A 21,689-nucleotide genomic window follows, 5' to 3' on the forward strand; every position below is an offset into this window, starting at 1 on the left:
CGAACGATAATAGTATAACATACTGTGCCATCAAAGTGGCATCAAAAGTCATGTGTTTTCCGCCACCGGCAGAATTATCTTAAAAAATCGAAAAAAAGGTAGAAAAGCGAGATTAAACTTGTTATTCTTATGATATAGTATTTCGTATTTTATTGGCAAATTCGAAGGAAGGTGATTGATTGAACCGCAAAAAAAGCCCCAAACTTGCCGCTGTCCTCGACATAGACTCCAATGCGCTGAAAATGCGAATTTCTCAGCTGAAAAAAGGAAAAATCGACGATCTCGAGACTCTCGAATATCCGCTGCACCTTGGCCATGAAGTTTTTACAGACGGAAGGATCAGCTTTGAAAGCCTGCGCGAACTGTCCTCCCTGCTGCACGGTTATGAAGACGTTCTGAACGGGTATGGTGTAACGGACTACAGGGCGGTTGCAACGACGGCTCTGAGAGAAGCGGAAAACCGATCGTTCATTATCGACCAGCTTAAAATTCAAAACGGCTTGCAGATTGAAGTTCTTGAGGATGATCAGGAAAAGACCCTGATTTATTGGGAAATTTTAAATTATTTGAATAAAATTGAAAACAAACGGGGTGAAAGCGCTCTGATTTGTTATATCGGGGCCGGCACCATCGGCTTTTCGGTCTATGACGGTAAGCAAATGATTTTTTCTCAGAACATCCCGATGGGGTCTTTAAAGCTGCACGATATGCTGGGGAATATTCAAAATATGACGGAGGATTTTTATACCGTCGTCGAAGAATATTTGGATTCCATCCTAGGGCATATCAACATCCCACTGGAAAACGGCAAGGCTAATAATCTGATTTTGACCGGCAGCGGGATCCGACTGATTGCGAAAATCTGCGGAATTGAGCAGGCGGACGGGAGATATGAACTGGATTCCCTGAGAATCAAGGATTTATTCCAACAAATACGAAAGATGCCGCAGGAACGGATCGGCCGCAAATATAATCTTTCCGAAGAAACGGCGGAACTGCTGTATTCTTCTCTTTCAATCGCAATGAAACTTCTTCATTACACGAATTCCGCAACAATTCTGTCGCCGGAAGTGGAGCTTTGGGACGCTTTAATCCGGCAAATGCTGATTGCGAAAAGCTCGGGGCAATATCAGGACCATGTGCGCGTCAGCGCAATCTCCTGCGCAAAGAAAATTTCCGACTCCTATCATTGCAGCAGAGCGCATACGGAATGTGTCAGAGGGTTTTCCTGTAAAATTTTTGATAAAATGAAGGGCCTGCACGGTTTGGGCAGAAGAGAGCGCCTGCTTTTGGAACTGGCTTCCATCCTGCATGACTGCGGGCATTATGTTACGGTAAAGCAGCACCTTCAGAGCTCATTCGATATTATCAAGGACACGGATATTTACGGGCTCACAGACGAGGAAATGCTGCTGACGGCTTTTGTTGCGCGCTATAATGAATACGACGTTCCCAGCCACCGGAACCACACCTTTGCGTTGCTGAGTGAAAATAACAGACTGATCGTTTCAAAGCTGGTGGCAATCTTCCGGTTATCCAACGCACTTGACAAATCGCAAAAACAAAAGCTCTCCGATATCAAGGTCCGGCTGGAAAAGGACCGGTTGACGATTTCGGCCCAGAGCGACGCGAATCTTTTTTTGGAGCAATGGGCGTTTGATCAGTGTGCGCCGTATTTTAAAGAGGTTTTCGGTTACAATCCCGAACTTACCATAAAATCTAACCTGCTGTGAAAAGGTTGTGTGACCATTGAGTGAGAAAGAAGAAAAACATGTGATCCCGTACATCAATCGGGAATTAAGCTGGGTCGATTTTAATTATCGCGTGCTGGAAGAATCCTTCCGAAAAGAAAATCCGATTATGGAACGAATGCGTTTTCTCGGCATTACGGCCTCGAACCTGGATGAATTTTTCATGGTGCGCGTCGCAGGTGTGGAAGATCAGGTAGATTCCCATTATTTCATGCGCGATCTTTCCGGATATACGCCCGCCGAACTGCTTTTGACTCTATCTCAAAAAATTCACAGCTTTATTGAAAAGCAGTATTCCTGTTTTACCCGCTCCGTTTTACCTGCTCTGAAAAAAAGCGGAATACGTTTTCTGAAAGCTGACGAGTTGAATGAAAGTCAGAAAAAATACATCTCCGAATATTTTGATAAGATTCTGTTCCCCGTTCTTACGCCTTTGGCCGTAGACAGAAGCCGGCCGTTTCCGCTGCTCGCAAATCGCAGCCTGAATATTGCCGTCCGCCTGAAAGGCGAAGACGAATCTTATTTTGCGGTGGTTCAGGTCCCCGGCATTTTAACGCGTTTTCTAAATATTCCGTCGGAGGGCGGAAACGACTACATTCTTCTTGAAAATGTCATTATTTATAAGTTGGGGGAACTGTTTGAACTGAATGAAATCCGTTCGGCCTGTACCTTCCGCATTACAAGAAGCTCTGATCTTGATATTGATGAAGACTCGGACGACCTACTGATTGAAGTACAGAAATTCCTGAAAAAGCGTAAACGCGGCAAACCCGTTCGCCTTGAACTTTCCCGGGGACATGACTATGAAACGGAATTGTTCCTGAAAGAAATGCTGGAGATTGAAGATCATCAAATTTATGAGATACCGGGCCCGCTGGATTTGACTTTCTGCTCCTCCTTTGCCTCTATGCCAAAATACGAGCAATTCTGCTACCGTCCGCTGCAGCCGGTTTATCCGGCGAGTGATTTTGCCGACTGTGACGATATTTTCAAAGCGATCCGAGAGCGGGACCGCATGGTTCATCATCCGTATGAAAGCTTTGAAACGGTCATCGATTTCGTTCGAACAGCCGCGGAGGATGAAAATGTCCTCGCGATTAAGCAGACGCTATACCGGGTCAGCGGACATTCCCCCATTGTTGCGGCGCTGATCCGCGCGGCTGAGAACGGAAAACAGGTAACCGTTTTGGTTGAACTAAAAGCCCGTTTTGATGAAGAAAACAACATTATGTGGGCGAAAAAACTGGAAGAAGCCGGATGCCATGTAATTTACGGGCTTGTCGGGTTAAAAACGCACTGCAAAATTTTGCTTGTCGTTCGCCGCGACGAAGACGGAATCCGAAGGTATGTACACATGGCTACGGGAAACTATAACGATTCAACGGCGAAAGTCTATACGGATATCGGCATTTTCACCTGTCGGGAACCATACGGGGTTGACGCTTCTTCCCTTTTTAATGTCTTGACCGGCTATTCCCGCCCCCCTGAATATAATCGCTTTATCGTTGCCCCGTCAGCCCTTCGCCCTTTTTTTCTCCGCATGATTCGAAACGAGACAGAGAACGCAAAAAAATCTCTGCCCTGCGGAATTACCGCCAAGGTCAACTCTCTAGTGGACCCTGAGATCATTGATCTTCTGTATCAGGCGTCGAAAGCGGGAGTTCCGATTCACCTGATTGTACGCGGCATTTGCTGCCTGATTCCCGGAAAAACAGGATTCAGTGAAAACATTACGGTAAGAAGCATTGTAGGAAGATTGCTGGAACACAGCCGCATTTTTGTATTTGGAAACGCCGGAAATACAAAAGTGTTTCTCGGAAGCGCCGACTGGATGCAGCGAAATTTGGACCGCCGTGTGGAACTTGTCTTCCCCGTGGAAGACGAACATCTTCGCGGCAGAATCATGAAGATAGTCGACTTGCTGTTAAACGACAACGAGAACGCGCGCACCATGGAAGCCGACGGCACTTACTCCAGAGTAGACAGAAGAGGAAAAACACCTCTCAGCTGCCAGGATGAGTTCGCAAAAATCGCTCAGCAATATGCACACTTCCAGTTAGACAGAGAAGTTTCAGCACCTGAAACTGCTTACTCAATAAAACGGAAAGGAATCACGGAACCATGAAAAAGATAGGACTGCTGACAAGTGGAGGCGACTGCCAGGGACTGAATGCAGCCCTTCGCGGAATTGCGAAATCTCTTTACAACCGAATGGGCCGAAACATAGAATTATATGGCATTCAGGATGGTTACCGGGGCCTGATGGAGGGAATCTGCCGCCGCATGGACGCGGATGATTTTTCCGGAATTCTGACTTTGGGAGGAACCGTTCTCGGAACATCCAGGCAGCCGTTCAAACAAATGCGGACGGAAAACGATGATAAGGTCAAAAAAATGAAATCAAATTACAAAAAATGGGGATTAGACTGTCTTATCATTCTGGGCGGCAACGGTACGCATAAGACAGCCAACCTCCTTTGGGAAGAGGGGTTGAACATTATCACTCTTCCCAAGACGATCGATAACGATCTGTGGGGAACGGACATGAGCTTTGGATTCCAGAGCGCTGTCGAAAACGCGGCTCACGTCATCGACTGCATTCACACCACCGCGACCTCGCACAGCAGGGTCTTTATCGTGGAAATCATGGGCCATAAAGTAGGCTGGCTGACTCTGTATGCAGGCATCGCGGGCGGAGCCGATGTCATTCTGATGCCGGAAATGCCTTACAATATTGAAAGTGTTGCGGAATCTCTACGCAAAAGGAATCAGCAGGGAAAACGCTTTTCCATACTTGCTGTTGCCGAAGGTGCAATCTCCATAGATGAGTCCGGACTCAGCAAAAAACAGTTCAAGGCGGAGCGGGTAAAAATGCCTTATCCATCCATTTCTTACCGCCTTGCAGATGAAATTGAAAAAATGACGGAACAGGAAACAAGAGTAACCGTTCCTGGCCATTTTCAGCGCGGTGGAAGCCCATGCCCGTATGACCGTGTCCTTGCCACACGGTTCGGTGCTGCAGCAGCAAAACTGGTCGTTGAAGAAAATTATGGAAACATGGTGTCGCTTCAAAACGACCGTATTGTTGCCGTACCACTGCAGGAGGTCGCCGGAAAATTAAAGACTGTACCGCTCGACAGTGAAATAATCCTGACTGCTCAGGATACCGGTATCAGCTTTGGAAATTGACTAATAAGCAAAAGAATGAATGCTACCCGGGCGCCTCTTTAAAGCTGCCTTTCAGACAAATCTTCTGAGTCGTCGAGGGTTATTAAAAAAACATGGCCCGGCGAGGAATTTACCTCACCGGGCCATGCTGATAAACAGTCTAACAACCGCTAATTACTCAATAATTTTGGAAACGACGCCGGAACCGACCGTGTGGCCGCCCTCACGGATCGCGAAACGAAGTCCCTCTTCCATAGCAATCGGCGTAATTAATTCAACCGTCATCTGAACGTTATCGCCAGGCATGCACATCTCGGTTCCTTCCGGAAGATCGATGGTACCTGTAACGTCTGTTGTACGGAAATAGAACTGCGGACGATAATTGTTGAAGAACGGAGTATGACGGCCGCCTTCATCCTTCGTCAGAACATAAACCTGACCGACAAACTTGGTATGCGGATGCACACTGCCCGGCTTTGCAATAACCTGACCGCGCTCAATTTCTTCTCTCTGAATACCGCGGAGAAGCATACCGATGTTATCGCCGGCTTCTGCGAAGTCGAGGGACTTACGGAACATTTCGAGGCCCGTGATAACAGACTTCTTCTTCTCCGGAGAAAGACCGACAATTTCAACTTCATCGCCGATTTTGGCCATACCGCGCTCAACTCTGCCCGTAGCGACTGTGCCGCGGCCGCTGATAGTCATAACATCCTCGACAGGCATCAGGAACGGAAGATCAGACTTGCGTTCCGGAGTCGGGATGAAGCTGTCAACAGCATCCATCAGTTCCCAGATGGATTTGTATTCCGGCGCATCGGGATCCTTGGAGGTGCATTCCAGCGCTTTCAGAGCGGAACCGCGAATAATCGGGGTATCGTCACCGGGGAATTCATATTCGTTCAGCAGATCACGAATTTCCATTTCAACAAGGTCAAGAAGCTCTTCATCGTCAACCTGGTCAACCTTGTTCATATAAACAACAATATAAGGCACGCCTACCTGACGGGCAAGCAGAATGTGCTCACGGGTCTGGGGCATCGGACCGTCCGCAGCAGAGACGACAAGGATCGCGCCGTCCATCTGTGCAGCACCGGTAATCATATTTTTAACATAGTCGGCATGGCCCGGGCAGTCAACGTGAGCATAGTGGCGGGCTTCCGTTTGATACTCAACGTGAGCCGTATTAATTGTAATACCACGTGATCTTTCTTCCGGTGCCTTGTCGATGTTTGCGTAATCGACAAAATCAGCTTCACCTTTGAAGTTAAGAACCTTCGTGATAGCCGCAGTCAAAGTGGTCTTACCATGGTCAACGTGACCGATGGTGCCAATGTTTACATGAGGTTTCGACCTGTCAAATTTTGCTTTTGCCATTGGAGATCCTCCTTTTTATTTATCCGAACTGGAATGATAGATTTTACATTATGCTTAACATTCTAACAATAAAAAGGTTAAAAAGCAAGCATATTTTACGAGGTTATTCCGATTTTTTACTGCGGGACGTAATAATCTTTTCCGAAATATTCTTCGGTACTTCCGTATAGCTGCCGGGCTCCATAACATACTGGCCCCGGCCCTGCGTTTTAGACCGCAGATCGGTGGAATAGCCGAACATTTCCGAAAGCGGAACCATAGCGCGAATCTGCTGCGCGCCCGGGATTGCGTCCATTCCTTCGATCATTCCGCGACGGGAGTTCAGGTCGCCCATCACGTCGCCCATGTAATCTTCCGGAACGGTAACACTAACCTTCATAATCGGTTCCAAAATAACCGGATCGGCTTTCGTCATAGCTTCCTTAAACGCCATTGAACCGGCAATCTTAAACGCGAGCTCCGAAGAGTCGACTTCGTGGAACGATCCATCGTAAAGCGTGACCTTGGCATCCACAACCGGATAGCCCGCCATAACGCCGGACAGCATCGCGCCCTGAATTCCCTGGTCTACGGCAGGAATAAATTCCTTCGGAATCGCACCGCCCGTAACGGCGTTGACAAATTCATAACCCTTGCCCGGATTCGGTTCCAGTTTAATCTTAACATGACCGTACTGGCCATGGCCGCCCGACTGCCTTGCGTATTTGGTTTCGACGTCGGCAAGACGGCGCACCGTTTCTTTATAAGCAACCTGAGGCTTACCGACGTTTGCTTCCACATGGAATTCCCGCAGTAAACGGTCGACGATAATTTCCAGGTGCAGTTCGCCCATGCCGGCAATAATAGTCTGACCGGTCTCCTCATCCGTGTAGGCCTTGAATGTCGGGTCTTCTTCCGCCAGCTTGGCGAGAGCAATGCCCATTTTTTCCTGGCCGGCCTTGGTTTTAGGCTCGATTGCAACACGGATAACCGGGTCCGGGAATTCCATGGATTCGAGCACGATTTTGCGCTTCGGATCGCACAGGGTATCGCCGGTCGTTGTGTTTTTCAGACCGACCGCCGCCGCGATGTCGCCGGAGTAAACCGTTTCAAGGTCCTGACGGTGGTTCGCGTGCATCTGAAGAATGCGGCCCAGTCTTTCATTATTGTCCTTGACGGAGTTGTAAACCGTGGAACCGGCATCAACCTTACCGGAATATACGCGGAAAAATGCCAGCTTTCCGACAAACGGATCCGTGGCAATCTTAAACGCAAGCGCCGCGAAAGGCTCGTCATCGCTCGCATGGCAGTCCTCTTCCTCCCCGGTGTCCGGATTGGTGCCGCGAATTGCGGGAATGTCGGTAGGAGCCGGCATATACGCGATGATCGCGTCGAGCAGCTTCTGCACGCCTTTGTTTTTATACGAGGTTCCGCAGGTAACAGGCACAAATTTATTTGCGATCGTCGCCTTGCGAATCACCTTTTCAATTTCCGCCTTGGTCATTTCTTCGCCGTTCAGGTACTTCTCCATCAGATCATCGTCCTGTTCGGCAACCGCCTCTAGGAGCTCGGCATGATATTTCTCGGCAAGCTCCTTCATGTCCTCAGGAATGTCTTCGACCTTCATGTCTTTGCCCATTTCGTCATAATAGACGTCGGCCTTCATGTCGATCAGGTCGATAATTCCTTTAAAGGTATCTTCGCTGCCAATCGGCAGCTGAATGGGAACGGCGTTGCACTTCAGGCGGTCTTTCATCATCTGGACGGTGCGGAAAAAATCCGCGCCCATAATGTCCATTTTGTTGACGTAAGCCATGCGCGGAACACTGAACTGTTCCGCCTGACGCCAAACGGTTTCAGACTGCGGCTCAACGCCGCCCTTTGCATCATAAACCGCTACGGCGCCGTCGAGCACGCGCAGAGCACGCTCAACTTCTACCGTAAAGTCAACGTGGCCCGGTGTGTCGATAATATTGATCCGGTGGCCCTTCCAAAAGCAGGTCGTGGCGGCGGAAGTGATGGTAATGCCCCGCTCCTGCTCCTGCACCATCCAGTCCATTGTTGCGGCTCCGTCGTGAACTTCACCGATTTTATGATTGATTCCAGTGTAATACAGGATGCGTTCGGTAGTGGTAGTCTTACCGGCATCGATGTGAGCCATAATGCCGATATTGCGGGTTAATTCAAGTGATACCTGCCTTGGCATAATTTCCTCCTAAATATACTGAAAATGTGCAGGCCGGCCATTACCAGCGGTAATGTGCAAATGCCCTGTTTGCCTCTGCCATCTTATGCGTTTCGTCACGCTTCTTGGCAGCGCCGCCAGCACCGTTCAAAGCATCAAGGATTTCGCCGGCAAGTCTTTCCCTCATGGTCTTTTCGCTGCGCAGTCTGGAATAATTGGTGACCCAGCGCAGGCCCAGAGTCTGCCGTCTTTCCGGACGGACCTCCATCGGGACCTGGTAGGTGGCGCCGCCGACACGGCGGGCCTTGACTTCCAGAGAAGGCATTACATTTTCCATGGCCTGCTCAAAAACATCCAACGGTTCTTTTCCCGTTTTGTCCCTGATAATATCAAATGCACCGTAAACGATTTTCTGGGCAACGCCCTTTTTCCCGTCGTACATGATATTATTAATCAATCGTGTTACAATTTTGGAATTATAAAGTGGATCCGGCAAAACATCGCGTTTCGCGGTTGAACCTCTTCTTGGCACTTTACTTCCCTCCTTCACAGAAATGAATTCATCGGTACTCGAAAGCGACATAACTCCCGTGGCCAGTACAGAGGCGCTCTATATGGTCAAACGCCGCTGCATTTCAGTTTTTTCAACATGCAGCCGTCAGGTTTCTGTCATCGTTAAATTGGCGTGCTGCTTATTTTTTGGCAGCACCGGCCTTCGGCCGTTTCGCACCATACTTGGAACGGGCCTGCATACGCTGAGCAACGCCCTGCGCGTCCAGAGTTCCGCGAATGATATGGTAACGCACGCCAGGAAGGTCCTTGACACGTCCGCCGCGAATCATCACGACGCTGTGTTCCTGCAGGTTGTGACCAACGCCGGGAATATAGGCGCTGACTTCGATTCCGTTGGAAAGCCTGACTCTTGCGATTTTTCTCAAAGCAGAATTCGGCTTTTTCGGGGTCGCGGTTTTTACAACCGTACAGACACCACGCTTTTGCGGAGAATCCTGATCGATGGAAATACGTTTCTTCGAGTTCCAGCCCTTTAAAAGTGCGGGGGCCTTCGCTTTCTTTGCGGATACTTCCCTGCCGGTATTGACCAATTGGTTAAAGGTTGGCATATGACACCTCCTAACAAAAATATTTATGTCAAGCCGCCCTTTTTGGGGCGGCGTGAACAACAAATTTTCAATCGGCTCTATTTTTAGCTGGTGCTAAAAATTGCAGCCATCACGATTTTACATTATAAGCCTAAACCGCATCATTTGTCAAGTTTTCTCCGGTCGGCTCGATTTCCACGTCACTATAGCATTTCATGCCGGTTCCTGCCGGGATGAGCTTCCCGATAATAACGTTTTCCTTAAGGCCCAGTAAAGGATCGACCTTGCCCTTGATCGCGGCATCGGTCAGCACGCGGGTCGTTTCCTGGAAGGACGCCGCGGAAAGGAATGAATCCGTCGCGAGAGACGCTTTTGTAATACCCAAAAGAACCGGGGTCGCGGTTGCCTCCTGCAGATCGGTTTCCCCTGCGGCGATGCGATCGCGTACAATCTGATTTTCGGCCTCCAGTTCGCTCTTTTCAACCAGAGCGCTGGGCAGCAGGGTTGTGTCGCCCGCCTCATCGACGCGAACTTTCTTCAGCATCTGGCGTACAATAACCTCAATATGCTTGTCGTTGATATCAACGCCCTGCATCCGGTAAACCTTCTGAACCTCTTCAATCAGATAATCCTGGACGGCCTGAGTTCCGGTGATTGCCAAAACATCGTGCGGATTGACCGAACCTTCCGTCAGACGGGTACCGGCCTTGATCTCGTCGCCTTCACTGACAATAATACGGGAACCAAACGGAATTAAATACGATTTGCTGTCTCCGGTTTCGGAGTTCGTCACAACGACGTGGCGGCTCTTTTTGATTTCGTCAAAAGAAACCGTACCGGCAATCTCGCTGATAATGGCAAGATGCTTCGGTTTTCTGCCTTCGAACAGCTCTTCAACGCGGGGCAGGCCCTGTGTGATATCTTCCGCACTGGCAACACCGCCGGTGTGGAAGGTTCTCATGGTCAGCTGCGTGCCGGGCTCGCCGATCGACTGCGCGGCGATAATACCGACCGCTTCGCCGACCATAACGGGCATCCTTGTCGCAAGGTTTGCGCCGTAACATTTTTTGCAGACGCCGTGTTTCGCGCGGCATTCCAGGATCGAACGGATTTTGATTCTCTTAACGCCCTTTGAAACGATGATGTCGGCGTCATTCTCATCCATCAGTTTATCCTTGGAAACCAGCACTTCTCCGCTTTCTTCGTCCACGAAGTCTTCCAGCAGATAACGTCCGATCAGACGTTCGTGCATGGTCTCGATAATTTCCTTGCCTTCCTTGATATCAAAGATCTCAAGGCCCTCGGTTGCTCCGCAGTCGTCTTCACGGATAATGACATCCTGCGAAACATCGACCAGACGGCGGGTCAGGTAACCGGAGTCCGCCGTACGCAGAGCCGTGTCGGCAAGGCCTTTCCGGGCGCCGCGCGAAGAAATAAAGTATTCCAGAATATTCAGGCCTTCGCGGTAATTCGCACGGATCGGAATTTCGATTGTTTTACCGGACGTATTTGCAATCAGGCCGCGCATGCCGGCCAGCTGACGAATCTGACTCATGGAACCGCGGGCGCCGGAGTCAGCCATCATGAAAATCGGGTTGTAGCGGTTCAGGTTCTTTTGCAGCGCGGTGGACACGTCTTCCGTTGCTTTCGTCCAGGTTTTCAGAACCGCGTTGTAGCGCTCACCGTTGGACAGCAAGCCCATTTTATATTGCTCGGAAACTTCGTCAATCTTCTTCTCCGCTTCCGCAATGATATCCTTCTTCTGCGGCGGAATCGTGGCGTCGCTGACGGAAACGGTGATTCCGCTGCGGGTGGAATACCGGTATCCCTGCGCCTTGATTGCGTCGAGAACCTCCGATGTTTTCGGCACGCCATGAACCTCTATGCAGCGGTCAATGATCTGGCCCAGCTGCTTTTTCCCAACCAGAAATTCAATTTCCAGCTTAAAACGATTTTCCGGCTTGGAACGGTCCACATAACCAAGATCCTGTGGGACCGGGCGATTGAAAATCATGCGTCCGACGGTTGTTTCAATCATCTGGGTTTCGGGCTTGCCGTCGAATACCAAAGTCCTGCGGACTTTGATCTTTGCATGAAGGCCGATTACATGCTCGTTGTAAGCCATGATTGCCTCGTCAAAGTCGCGGAAGCATTTGCCCTCACCCGTCTCTCCGGCCTTATCCAGCGTCAGATAATACGAACCCAGAACCATGTCCTGCGTCGGCACGGTAACAGGGCGCCCGTCGGAAGGCTTTAACAGGTTGCCTGCCGCAAGCATCAGGAAGCGGGCTTCCGCCTGCGCTTCTGAGGAAAGCGGAACGTGTACGGCCATCTGGTCTCCGTCGAAATCCGCGTTATACGCGGTGCAGGCCAGCGGATGCAGCTTAAGCGCTCTTCCTTCAACCAGGACCGGCTCAAACGCCTGAATGCCCAGACGGTGCAGAGTCGGCGCGCGGTTCAACAGCACCGGATGGTTTTTTATGACGATTTCAAGCGCATCCCAAACTTCCGGCTTGGCTCGTTCAACCGCTTTTCTGGCCGCCTTGATATTGCCGGCAGCCTGTGTCTCGACCAAGCGTTTCATGACAAAAGGCTTAAAAAGTTCCAGCGCCATTTCTTTGGGAAGTCCGCACTGGTACATTTTCAGATCAGGACCGACAACAATAACCGAACGGCCCGAATAGTCGACGCGTTTGCCAAGCAGGTTTTGGCGGAAACGGCCCTGTTTGCCCTTCAGCATGTCGGAAAGAGACTTTAGCGGGCGATTGTTCGGCCCGGTAACCGGGCGTCCGCGGCGGCCGTTATCGATCAGCGCGTCCACAGCCTCCTGCAGCATCCGCTTTTCGTTGCGGACGATAATATCCGGGGCGCCAAGCTCCAAAAGTCTTTTTAAGCGATTGTTGCGGTTGATGACACGGCGGTACAGGTCGTTCAGGTCGGACGTTGCAAACCGGCCGCCGTCCAGCTGCACCATCGGCCTCAGATCCGGCGGAATAACCGGAATAGCGTCCATAATCATCCATTCGGGGCGGTTGCCCGAAAGTCGGAAAGCCTCTACTACTTCAAGGCGTTTCAGAATGCGGACCTTCTTCTGGCCAGTCGCATTGACAAGCTCAGTTTTCAGTTCCGTCGAAACCTCGTCCAGATCGATTTCGGAAAGGAGCTTTTGAACAGATTCCGCTCCCATGCCCGCTTCAAAATCGTCCTCGTACTTTTCACGCATGTCGCGGTATTCTTTTTCATTCAGGAGCTGTTTTTTTTGGAGCTCCCTGACATCGCCCGGATCCGTTACGATATAAAGGGCAAAATAAAGCACCTTTTCCAGCATTCTGGGCGAAATGTCAAGCATCAGTCCCATGCGGGAAGGGATCCCTTTGAAATACCAGATGTGGGAAACGGGGGCCGCCAGTTCAATGTGGCCCATCCGCTCACGGCGAACCTTCGCGCGCGTCACTTCAACACCGCAGCGTTCGCAGATTTTCCCCTTGTAACGAATTCTCTTATACTTACCGCAATGGCATTCCCAGTCCTTCGTAGGCCCGAAAATGCGTTCGCAGAATAAACCGTCACGCTCCGGCTTTAACGTGCGGTAATTGATCGTTTCCGGCTTTTTTACCTCACCGTGCGACCACTCACGAATTTTTTCAGGTGAAGCAAGTCCAATCTTTATGGATTCAAAGGTGTTAAATTCCATATTTCGACCCCTTCCTGTCAAATTTTATCTTCATCGGAACTCATATCGAACAGATCGTCTTTCCCAAGATCTTCGGAATCGCCGGAACCTTCGTCAGTAAAACCATCGGAATCATCAAACAGACTTCCGTCATCCTCCGCTTCTTCCATGGAGAAGCCTTCAAAGTCGCCCTCAGCGACCGTCGGTTCATCAAAGTTTTCTTCCGAAGGATTGAATCCAATATCGTCGTCGTCGTCAAAATTCTGCTTCAGGTCTATTTCATCATTATTTACATCCAGCACCTTGACGTCGAGCGCGAGGGACTGGAGTTCTTTGATCAAAACCTTAAACGATTCCGGAATTCCGGGCGTCGGAATATTCTGACCTTTGACAATTGCTTCATACGTCTTCACGCGTCCGACCACGTCGTCGGACTTGACGGTGAGAATTTCCTGAAGCGTATAGGCGGCACCGTAAGCCTCAAGCGCCCACACCTCCATTTCGCCAAAGCGCTGTCCGCCGAACTGTGCTTTGCCGCCCAGAGGCTGCTGCGTAACAAGGGAATACGGGCCGGTGGAACGGGCATGGATTTTATCGTCTACCAGGTGGTGGAGTTTCAGATAATACATATAACCGACGGTAACGGGGTTGTCAAAATACTCCCCGGTGCGGCCGTCTTTCAAAAGGATCTTTCCGTCGGGGCTCAGTCCCGCCTGCGTCAGGCACTCCACAATATTGTCTTCGTGAGCACCGTCGAAGACAGGAGTCATAATTTTCCAGCCAAGTGCTTTTGCGGCAAGACCCAGGTGAACTTCCAGCACCTGCCCGATATTCATTCGGGAGGGTACGCCCAGAGGATTCAGCACAATGTCAAGCGGAGTCCCGTCCGGAAGGAACGGCATATCTTCCACCGGCAGAATGCGTGAGACAACGCCCTTGTTTCCGTGGCGGCCCGCCATTTTATCGCCGACTGATATTTTTCTCTTCTGCGCCAGATAGCAGCGAACCACTTTATTGACGCCCGGGCTCAGCTCGTCATGGCTGTTTTCACGGGTGAAGACCTTAACGTCGACAACAATGCCGCTTTCACCGTGCGGAACGCGAAGGGAGGTATCGCGAACCTCGCGTGCTTTTTCTCCAAAAATGGCACGAAGCAGACGCTCTTCCGCGGTCAGCTCGGTTTCGCCCTTTGGCGTTACCTTACCGACAAGAATATCTCCCGCACGGACTTCCGCGCCGATGCGGATGATTCCGCCGTCGTCCAAATCACGGAGCAGGTCTTCGTTGACATTCGGAATATCCCGTGTAATTTCTTCCGGACCAAGTTTGGTGTCGCGGGCTTCCGTCTCATATTCCTCAATGTGGATAGAGGTAAAAACATCGTCGCGCACAACTTTTTCATTGATCAGGACGGCGTCCTCGTAGTTGTAGCCCTCCCAGGTCATGAAGCCGATCAGGGCGTTTTTGCCAAGGCTGATTTCCCCGTCCTTTGTGGCCGGGCCGTCTGCGATGACGTCTCCCTCCGCCACGCGCTGGTTAATGTCTACTATCGGGACCTGATTAATGCATGTTCCCTGATTGGAACGCATAAATTTAATAACATGATAGACGTCGGTTTCCCCGTTGTCCGTAGTAATCTTAATTTCGTCGGCGGAAACGCTGCTGACGACGCCGCTGCGCTTTGCAAGCACACAGACACCGGAATCCACGCCCGCTTTATACTCCATGCCGGTACCGACAATCGGAGATTCCGTCTTCAAAAGCGGTACCGCCTGCCGCTGCATGTTGGAACCCATCAGCGCGCGGTTCGCATCGTCGTTTTCCAGAAAGGGAATCATCGCGGTCGCGACGGAAACAACCATCCGCGGCGAAACATCCATGAAATCAGCGCGTTCGCGCTCTATTTCAACAAATTCGTCGCGATAGCGGCCGTTTACCTTCGGGTTTACGAAGCGGCCTTCTTCATCGAGAGGTTCATTCGCCTGTGCCACAATATAATTGTCTTCAACATCCGCCGTCATATAGACGACTTCTTTTGTTACAACACCGGTTTTTTTGTCAACGCGGCGAAACGGCGCTTCGATAAATCCGTAATCATTGATTTTCGCGAATGTGGCCAAATAGGAGATCAAACCGATATTCGGCCCTTCCGGCGTTTCAATCGGGCACATGCGTCCATAGTGTGTGTAATGAACGTCGCGTACCTCAAATCCCGCGCGATCTCTTGAAAGACCGCCGGGCCCCAGCGCGGAAAGACGTCTCTTATGGGTAAGCTCCGCAAGCGGGTTGGTCTGATCCATAAACTGAGACAGCGGAGAAGATCCGAAAAATTCACGGATTGCCGCAACCACAGGGCGGATATTGATTAAAGAATGCGGTGTAAGAACCTCCAGATCCTGGGCCTGAAGCGTCATGCGTTCACGAATCACTCGTTCCAGGCGGGAAAAGCCGATGCGAAACTGGTTCTGGAGCAGCTCGCCGACAGACCGGATTCGCCTGTTGCCCAAATGGTCGATATCGTCAATCGTACCCAGGCCAACCGCCAGGCAATTCATATAATTGATAGAGGCAAAAATGTCATCGATAATAATGTGCTTTGGAATCAGCTCGTCGATTCTGGCGATGACTTTTTCCTTGATTTCTTCATCCGTGGAACTGGACTCAAGAATTTCATTGAGAATGGTGAAACGGACCCTCTCGTTGATATCGCATTCTGTTTTGGCGTCAAAGTTTACGAATTTCTGAATATTAACCATGCCGTTGGAAATCACTTTGATTTCGCGGTCCCCATCCTGCACATACGCGATGGAGACACCGGCATCGTCAATCTGTTCCGCAAGCTCATGGGACACGGCCACACCCGCCTCCGCAAGCAGTTCCCCCGTGCGGGGATCCGCGATCGGCTTGGAAAGCACCTGACCGGAGATACGGCCGGCAAGATTCAGCTTTTTGTTGTATTTGTAACGGCCGACCCGCGAAAGGTCATAACGGCGCGCATCAAAAAACAGGCTGTTGATGTGAGCCTGCGCGCTTTCTATGGTCGGCGGTTCGCTCGGACGAAGCTTTCTGTAAATTTCAAACAGGGCTTCCTCCGTGTTTTTGCACGGATCTTTGGCAATCGTTGCTTCTATCCGCTCGTCGACGCCAAAATAATCGCGGATTTCCTCGTCCGAACCAAGACCGAGGGAGCGGATAAATACGGTAACGGGAATTTTGCGGTTTTTATCGATACGAACATAGAAAACGTCGTTCGCGTCGTTTTCATATTCCAGCCATGCGCCGCGGTTCGGGATAACGGTGGAGCTGTAAAGTTCCTTGCCCGTTTTATCGTATTCCATTTTATAATAAACGCCGGGCGAACGAACCAGCTGGGAAACAATGACGCGCTCAGCGCCGTTGATTACAAAGGTTCCGCTGTCGGTCATCAGGGGAAAATCCCCCATGAATACTTCGGATTCTTTAATTTCGCCGCTTTCCTTGTTAAGCAGCCGTGCCGTGACCCGTAATGCCGCGGAATAAGTAGCATCGCGTTCCTTGCATTCTTCCACGCTGTAATTCGGCTTGTCGACATCCAGTTTGTAATCGACAAAATCAAGTACGAGATTGCCCGTGTAATCCGTGATGCCGGAGACTTCCTTGAATACTTCCTTGAGTCCTTCATCGAGGAACCACTGATAGGACTTTTTCTGTACTTCGATAAGATTCGGCATATCAAGGACTTCATCAATACGCGCAAAACTCATTCGAGTATTTTTGCCAACCTTAACCGGTTTGACATTCACCATTGGCTCAATCACTCCATTCATAGATTTGACATTCCGCGGCATAAATTAAGCACAAAAAGTTTTCATATATCTCACGATTTTATCATACTCCAGATAAACTATTGCCTTTTGAAAGGACTTGTGATATGATAGTTACAAATCATTTTGCGTATAAGTTGCCATGATGATGCAGTATATTATTTTATTACAATATATGGTGGTTGTCAAGTAATTTTTTAAAATAGCTAGATTATTTATACGTTCAATACAAAAGCCGGAGTGAAAGCTCCGGCTTTTGTTCTTTATTTCTAACCCTGCTTTTTCTTATTGTTCAGGGTGTCAAATGTATAGGAGTCGAGTTTTTCCCTTACGATTGTAGAAATTTCGTCGTAAATCTCGTGGAATCTGCAGCAGTGATCATGCGTGCAGCTGTAAGCATCCTGCTGGCATCGGCTCAGCATATAAGGCCCTTCCACGGACTCAATGACCTGACGAAGCGTGATGGAATCCGCCGGGCCGGCAAGCATATAGCCTCCATGCGCGCCTTTATAAGATACAATCAGCCCGGAGGCAACCAGCTTTCTCAGAATTTTCAATGCAAACCTCAGGGGAACCCGCGTATGTTCCGAAAGGGTGCGGGCGTCTACTTTTCGGTCCGACTGCGCGAGGTCGTCGACGATCCGGACCGCGTAGTCGGCCTCGAGTGTCAATACCATAATGATGAACGCTCCTTAATCCAAAAAATCTTTCAGCTTTTTGCTTCGGCTTGGATGACGCAGTTTTCGAAGCGCCTTTGCTTCAATTTGACGGATTCGTTCTCTTGTTACATTAAATTCCTTGCCCACTTCTTCCAGTGTGCGGGAACGTCCGTCCTCCAGGCCGAACCGCAGCCGAAGAACCTTTTCTTCTCTTGGCGTCAGTGTGTCGAGCACATCCGCAAGCTGTTCTTTCAAAAGCGTGTGGGAAGCGGCATCCGCCGGGGCCGGAGCGTCATCGTCCGGAATAAAGTCGCCAAGGTGGCTGTCTTCCTCTTCGCCGATCGGCGTTTCCAGCGAAACGGGTTCCTGAGCAACACGCATAATTTCTCGCACTTTTTCAACCGGCATATCCAGTTCGTAAGAAATTTCCTCCGCTGTGGGTTCATGGCCGTTGGTATGCAGCAGCTGGCTCGAAACCTTTTTTACCTTATTGATTGTTTCGACCATATGCACGGGAATTCGAATTGTTCTCGCCTGATCCGCAATCGCGCGTGTAATCGCCTGACGAATCCACCAGGTGGCATAAGTGGAAAATTTGAAGCCCTTGGTATAGTCAAATTTTTCCACCGCTTTGATGAGGCCCAGATTGCCCTCCTGAATCAGGTCCAGGAATTGCATTCCTCTGCCGAGATACCTCTTTGCAATACTGACAACCAGACGAAGATTTGCTTCCGAAAGCCTTTTTTTCGCCGCCTCGTCCCCGCTGGAAATGCGGATGGCAAGGTCAATTTCCTCTTCCGGACTCAATAGGGGCACCCGACCGATTTCCTTTAAGTAAACCTTAACCGGATCATCGATTGCAATTCCTTCCGTACTCAGAGTGGTTTCAAGGTCTTCGCTTTCAACAATTTTCGGGTCAATTTCAAGGTCTTCCAGCGGTTCGTCACCGAAATCCTCGACGATTTCAACTCCCTGCGACTCAAGCGTATCGTAAAATTTTTCGATCTGTTCCGGGTCAAAGTCCAATTCGCCAAGCGCGTCAAGGATTTCCTTTGTGGACAACTGCCCTTTTGCTTTTCCCTGTTCTATCAGTTCCCTGATCACCGTTTTCTTGTCAGGCATTGCCATAATGCGTCCCCCTATTTCTTTTGCTGCCTTAATTTTTGCAGGTAATCTTCTATTTCCTCAGCTCGTACCGAATCGGCCCGGCTTATCGTTAATTTATCATTTTCCTGGGAAATAATATTGATATATTTCAGCACGTCCGGCCATGTCAGTGTAATTCCGTCCTGAGCCGCAAGAATTCGTGAGACGGATGAAATTTCATCCATGGTAAATTCTTCCGAAAGATCGGCAAGGCCGACTGCATTTCCTTTTGTAATTCTGCCCACAATTATCGCATATACACGGCGGTTAAATGACGTAATAAATTTTTCAGGCGGTAAAATCGCCGCGATTTTTTCGGAGGATTCCGGAAATTTCAGCAAATGAGCAATCAGGGCTTCCTCCGCGACCGCCGCGCGAAGATTGCCTGCTTTTTCGGGATTTACACGATCCCTCAGGCCCGCGGCTTGTTGCTGAACCGCCTGAAATTGCTTTTTCATCTGCTTTTTCCGATTCCTTTTACTGTACGCTGAAATTTGATTCATGACCGTGGCCGTCGCGATTCCGGCCTCCTGTGCCAGCCGCCCCGCATAAACCTCCTGTTCAATGCGGTTTTCCAGGGTGGCAAGAACGGACGCTGCCGCATTCAGGTACTCGACCCGCTGTTCGGGGATTTGAAGATTGCGGCCCTGCTTCGCCTTTTGCAGACGATATTCCACATCGTTGCCGCAGGCGTCCAACAGCTGCTTAAACTTAATCGGCCCGTTCGTTTTTATGTATTCATCCGGATCCTTTCCGCCGGTAACGGTCAGAACCCGAACGACCAGTCCGGCGTCCCGAAGAATCGGGATTGCCCGAGAGGCCGCTTTCTGCCCCGGTTCGTCGGAATCATAGCAAACGACTATTTCTTTTGCATACCGGGCCATCAGCCGTGCCTGCGGCGCGGTCAGCGAAGTGCCGAGCGTGGCGACCGCCTCTTGAAAACCCGCCTGATGCAGAGCGATCACATCCATATATCCTTCGCATAAAATCAATCTTTCCGAATTGCAGTTTTTTGCAAAATTAAGAGCAAAAAGCAGATTGCCCTTATTGAAAACGGGCGTTTCCGAAGTGTTCAGATACTTCGGCTTATCATCTCCGAGGGTTCTTCCGCCGAATGCCACCACATTGCCCCGCAGGTCGATAATCGGGAACATGACCCGCCCGAAAAAACGGTCGACCGCCCTTCCGCTTCTGCTTTTAAAAGCCACGTTCGCAAGAATCATTTCATTCTGTGTGTAGCCTTTCTTCTCAAGCATGTCGACCAAAGCGAAGCGGGAAGCAGGAGAATACCCCAGTCCGAAGTGCCGGACAGTTTCCGGCTTTAACTCACGCCGGTTAAAATATTCTCTTCCCTCGCGCCCGGCATCCGAATTCAGCACGGAATAGAAGAATCGGGCTGTTTCCCGGTTGATTTCAAGAATCCGGGCGCGCAGTTTCGCCATGCCGTCATCGACCTGTGCTTCCGGAACCTGCAATCCGGCGCGCTGAGCAAGGAAACGAACCGCTTCCATGTAATCGAGATTCTCAATCCGCCGGATAAACGTAATCACATCGCCTCCCGTTCCGCATCCGAAGCAGTAAAACGAACCGTTTTCCGGATAGATATTAAACGACGGCGACTTTTCACTGTGAAATGGACAAAGCCCGACCAGATTCCTGCCGCTGCGTTTCAGGCTGACATAGTTCGCGGCGATTTCAGCAAGATCACAGCGCGCCTTCAGTTCCTGAAGGAACGATTCCGGCAAGGGCATACGTCCGCCTCCCTTTCAGATTCAGTTGCCGGCGCCTTATATTTTCCACGATGCCGGTACATAAATGGATTTAAACAATTCGACCGCATAATGATCCGTCATGCCGGCAATATAATCGCAGGCGGCACGGGCGCAGCCGTCCTGCTCCGCGATCAGACGCATATCCTCCGGCAGATTCTCCGGCTTTTGCAGATAATCAAACAAAGCGCCGATCAGATGAGGGACTTTGCGCTCCTCTCCCTTTGCATAGGGATTCTCATAAACGCTCTGAAACATGAAGTCCCTTAACAAATCAAATGCTGCCTGAACTTCCGGCCTCATGCCGACGGTTCCATTTTGGCTGCCCTCAATCACGGACCGAACCAGAGTATCAATCCGTTTCGATTTCCTGTGACCCAGCACCGATGTAATTCTTTCTGGAATTTCACCCTCTGTCAGCACTCCCGCGCGTTCCGCGTCGTCGATATCATGATTCAAATAAGCAATCCGGTCCGCGGTCCGTACGATGCGGCCTTCCATCGTCAGCGCTTCCGTCCCGGTCGTATGACACAGGATTCCATCCCGAACTTCTTTGGTCAGATTCAATCCTTTTCCGTTTTTTTCAAGGCGTTCCACAACCCGCACACTCTGTTCATAGTGCCGGAATCCGCCCGGAAAAATCTGATCCAGCGCGCGTTCTCCCGCATGCCCGAAGGGGGTATGTCCCAAGTCATGACCCAGGGAAATCGCTTCCGTCAGATCCTCGTTCAGCTGCAGCGCCCGGGCGATTGTCCGCGCGATCTGCGCGACTTCAAGCGTGTGAGTCAGCCGTGTGCGGTAATGGTCGCCTTCCGGAGAAAGGAATACCTGCGTTTTATGCTTCAGGCGGCGAAACGCCTTGCAGTGTATAATTCTGTCACGGTCCCTTTGGTAGGGCGTTCTCAAGTCACATTCCATTTCCTGCGTTTCACGCCCCGCCGAATTTCTTGAAAGCATGGCATAAGGTGAAAGCGTCTGTTCTTCCAGATTTTGTATCCTTTCACAAACAGTCATAAAGAAACCCCTTTCCGTGCATTTCACTGCATTATACGCGAATTCCTCTCCCTTTTCCTTTCCCG

Annotated in this window: 13 protein-coding genes; 3 read left to right on the forward strand and 10 right to left on the reverse strand. The window is 50.2% G+C overall.

The window, feature by feature from the left end:
• The first annotated feature begins 179 nt into the window (after nucleotides 1-179).
• From CAFE_RS18930 to CAFE_RS18940, 3 genes are read left to right on the forward strand one after another with little or no spacing between them, the layout of a single operon-like run.
• Nucleotides 180-1,733 (forward strand): Ppx/GppA phosphatase family protein, encoded by a 1,554-nt coding sequence (locus CAFE_RS18930; RefSeq protein WP_066644167.1) that lies wholly within the window; start codon nucleotides 180-182, stop codon nucleotides 1,731-1,733.
• Nucleotides 1,734-1,749: 16 nt separating this feature from the next.
• Complete coding sequence (locus tag CAFE_RS18935; RefSeq protein WP_156991438.1) at nucleotides 1,750-3,876, forward strand: RNA degradosome polyphosphate kinase; 2,127 nt, start codon at nucleotides 1,750-1,752, stop codon at nucleotides 3,874-3,876.
• Nucleotides 3,873-4,940 (forward strand): 6-phosphofructokinase, encoded by a 1,068-nt coding sequence (locus tag CAFE_RS18940; RefSeq protein WP_156991439.1) that lies wholly within the window; start codon nucleotides 3,873-3,875, stop codon nucleotides 4,938-4,940. The genes CAFE_RS18935 and CAFE_RS18940 overlap by 4 nt, the downstream gene beginning before the upstream one ends.
• A 153-nt stretch (nucleotides 4,941-5,093) precedes the next feature.
• Here the strand turns inward: CAFE_RS18940 and tuf are convergent, their stop codons facing one another.
• The 10 genes from tuf to CAFE_RS18990 form a co-directional block, all read right to left on the reverse strand.
• Nucleotides 5,094-6,296: an elongation factor Tu gene (tuf, locus tag CAFE_RS18945; RefSeq protein ID WP_066644164.1), complete on the reverse strand. Its 1,203-nt coding sequence runs from the start codon at nucleotides 6,294-6,296 to the stop codon at nucleotides 5,094-5,096.
• 103 nt (nucleotides 6,297-6,399) lie between these two features.
• Nucleotides 6,400-8,481: an elongation factor G gene (gene fusA, locus CAFE_RS18950; protein ID WP_066644163.1), complete on the reverse strand. Its 2,082-nt coding sequence runs from the start codon at nucleotides 8,479-8,481 to the stop codon at nucleotides 6,400-6,402.
• A gap of 40 nt (nucleotides 8,482-8,521) precedes the next feature.
• On the reverse strand, nucleotides 8,522-8,992 hold the full coding sequence (rpsG, locus tag CAFE_RS18955) for a 30S ribosomal protein S7 (RefSeq protein WP_066644162.1): 471 nt from the start codon (nucleotides 8,990-8,992) through the stop codon (nucleotides 8,522-8,524).
• A gap of 160 nt (nucleotides 8,993-9,152) precedes the next feature.
• A complete protein-coding gene (gene rpsL, locus CAFE_RS18960; RefSeq protein ID WP_066644161.1) occupies nucleotides 9,153-9,581 on the reverse strand; it encodes a 30S ribosomal protein S12 in 429 nt (142 codons plus the stop codon).
• 130 nt (nucleotides 9,582-9,711) lie between these two features.
• Nucleotides 9,712-13,254 carry a DNA-directed RNA polymerase subunit beta' gene (rpoC, locus tag CAFE_RS18965; protein ID WP_066644160.1) on the reverse strand — a complete coding sequence of 1,181 codons (3,543 nt, stop codon included), beginning with the start codon at nucleotides 13,252-13,254 and terminating at the stop codon, nucleotides 9,712-9,714.
• 17 nt (nucleotides 13,255-13,271) lie between these two features.
• Nucleotides 13,272-17,018 (reverse strand): DNA-directed RNA polymerase subunit beta, encoded by a 3,747-nt coding sequence (gene rpoB, locus CAFE_RS18970; protein WP_066644159.1) that lies wholly within the window; start codon nucleotides 17,016-17,018, stop codon nucleotides 13,272-13,274.
• A gap of 287 nt (nucleotides 17,019-17,305) precedes the next feature.
• A complete protein-coding gene (locus CAFE_RS18975; protein ID WP_066644158.1) occupies nucleotides 17,306-17,713 on the reverse strand; it encodes an RrF2 family transcriptional regulator in 408 nt (135 codons plus the stop codon).
• 15 nt (nucleotides 17,714-17,728) lie between these two features.
• The gene (rpoD, locus tag CAFE_RS18980; RefSeq protein ID WP_175391674.1) at nucleotides 17,729-18,817 is read right to left on the reverse strand and encodes an RNA polymerase sigma factor RpoD; all 1,089 of its coding nucleotides are present in this window, start codon (nucleotides 18,815-18,817) and stop codon (nucleotides 17,729-17,731) included.
• A 17-nt stretch (nucleotides 18,818-18,834) separates the two neighbouring features.
• Nucleotides 18,835-20,592, reverse strand: coding sequence for a DNA primase (dnaG, locus tag CAFE_RS18985; protein ID WP_156991441.1), 1,758 nt, complete (start codon nucleotides 20,590-20,592; stop codon nucleotides 18,835-18,837).
• A gap of 36 nt (nucleotides 20,593-20,628) precedes the next feature.
• Entirely contained in the window at nucleotides 20,629-21,624 is a 996-nt protein-coding gene (locus tag CAFE_RS18990) for a deoxyguanosinetriphosphate triphosphohydrolase (protein WP_066644155.1), read from the reverse strand.
• Nucleotides 21,625-21,689: the final 65 nt, after the last annotated feature.

The organism is Caproicibacter fermentans, assembly GCF_009746625.1.
Classification (GTDB): Bacteria; Bacillota; Clostridia; order Oscillospirales; family Acutalibacteraceae; genus Caproicibacter; species Caproicibacter fermentans.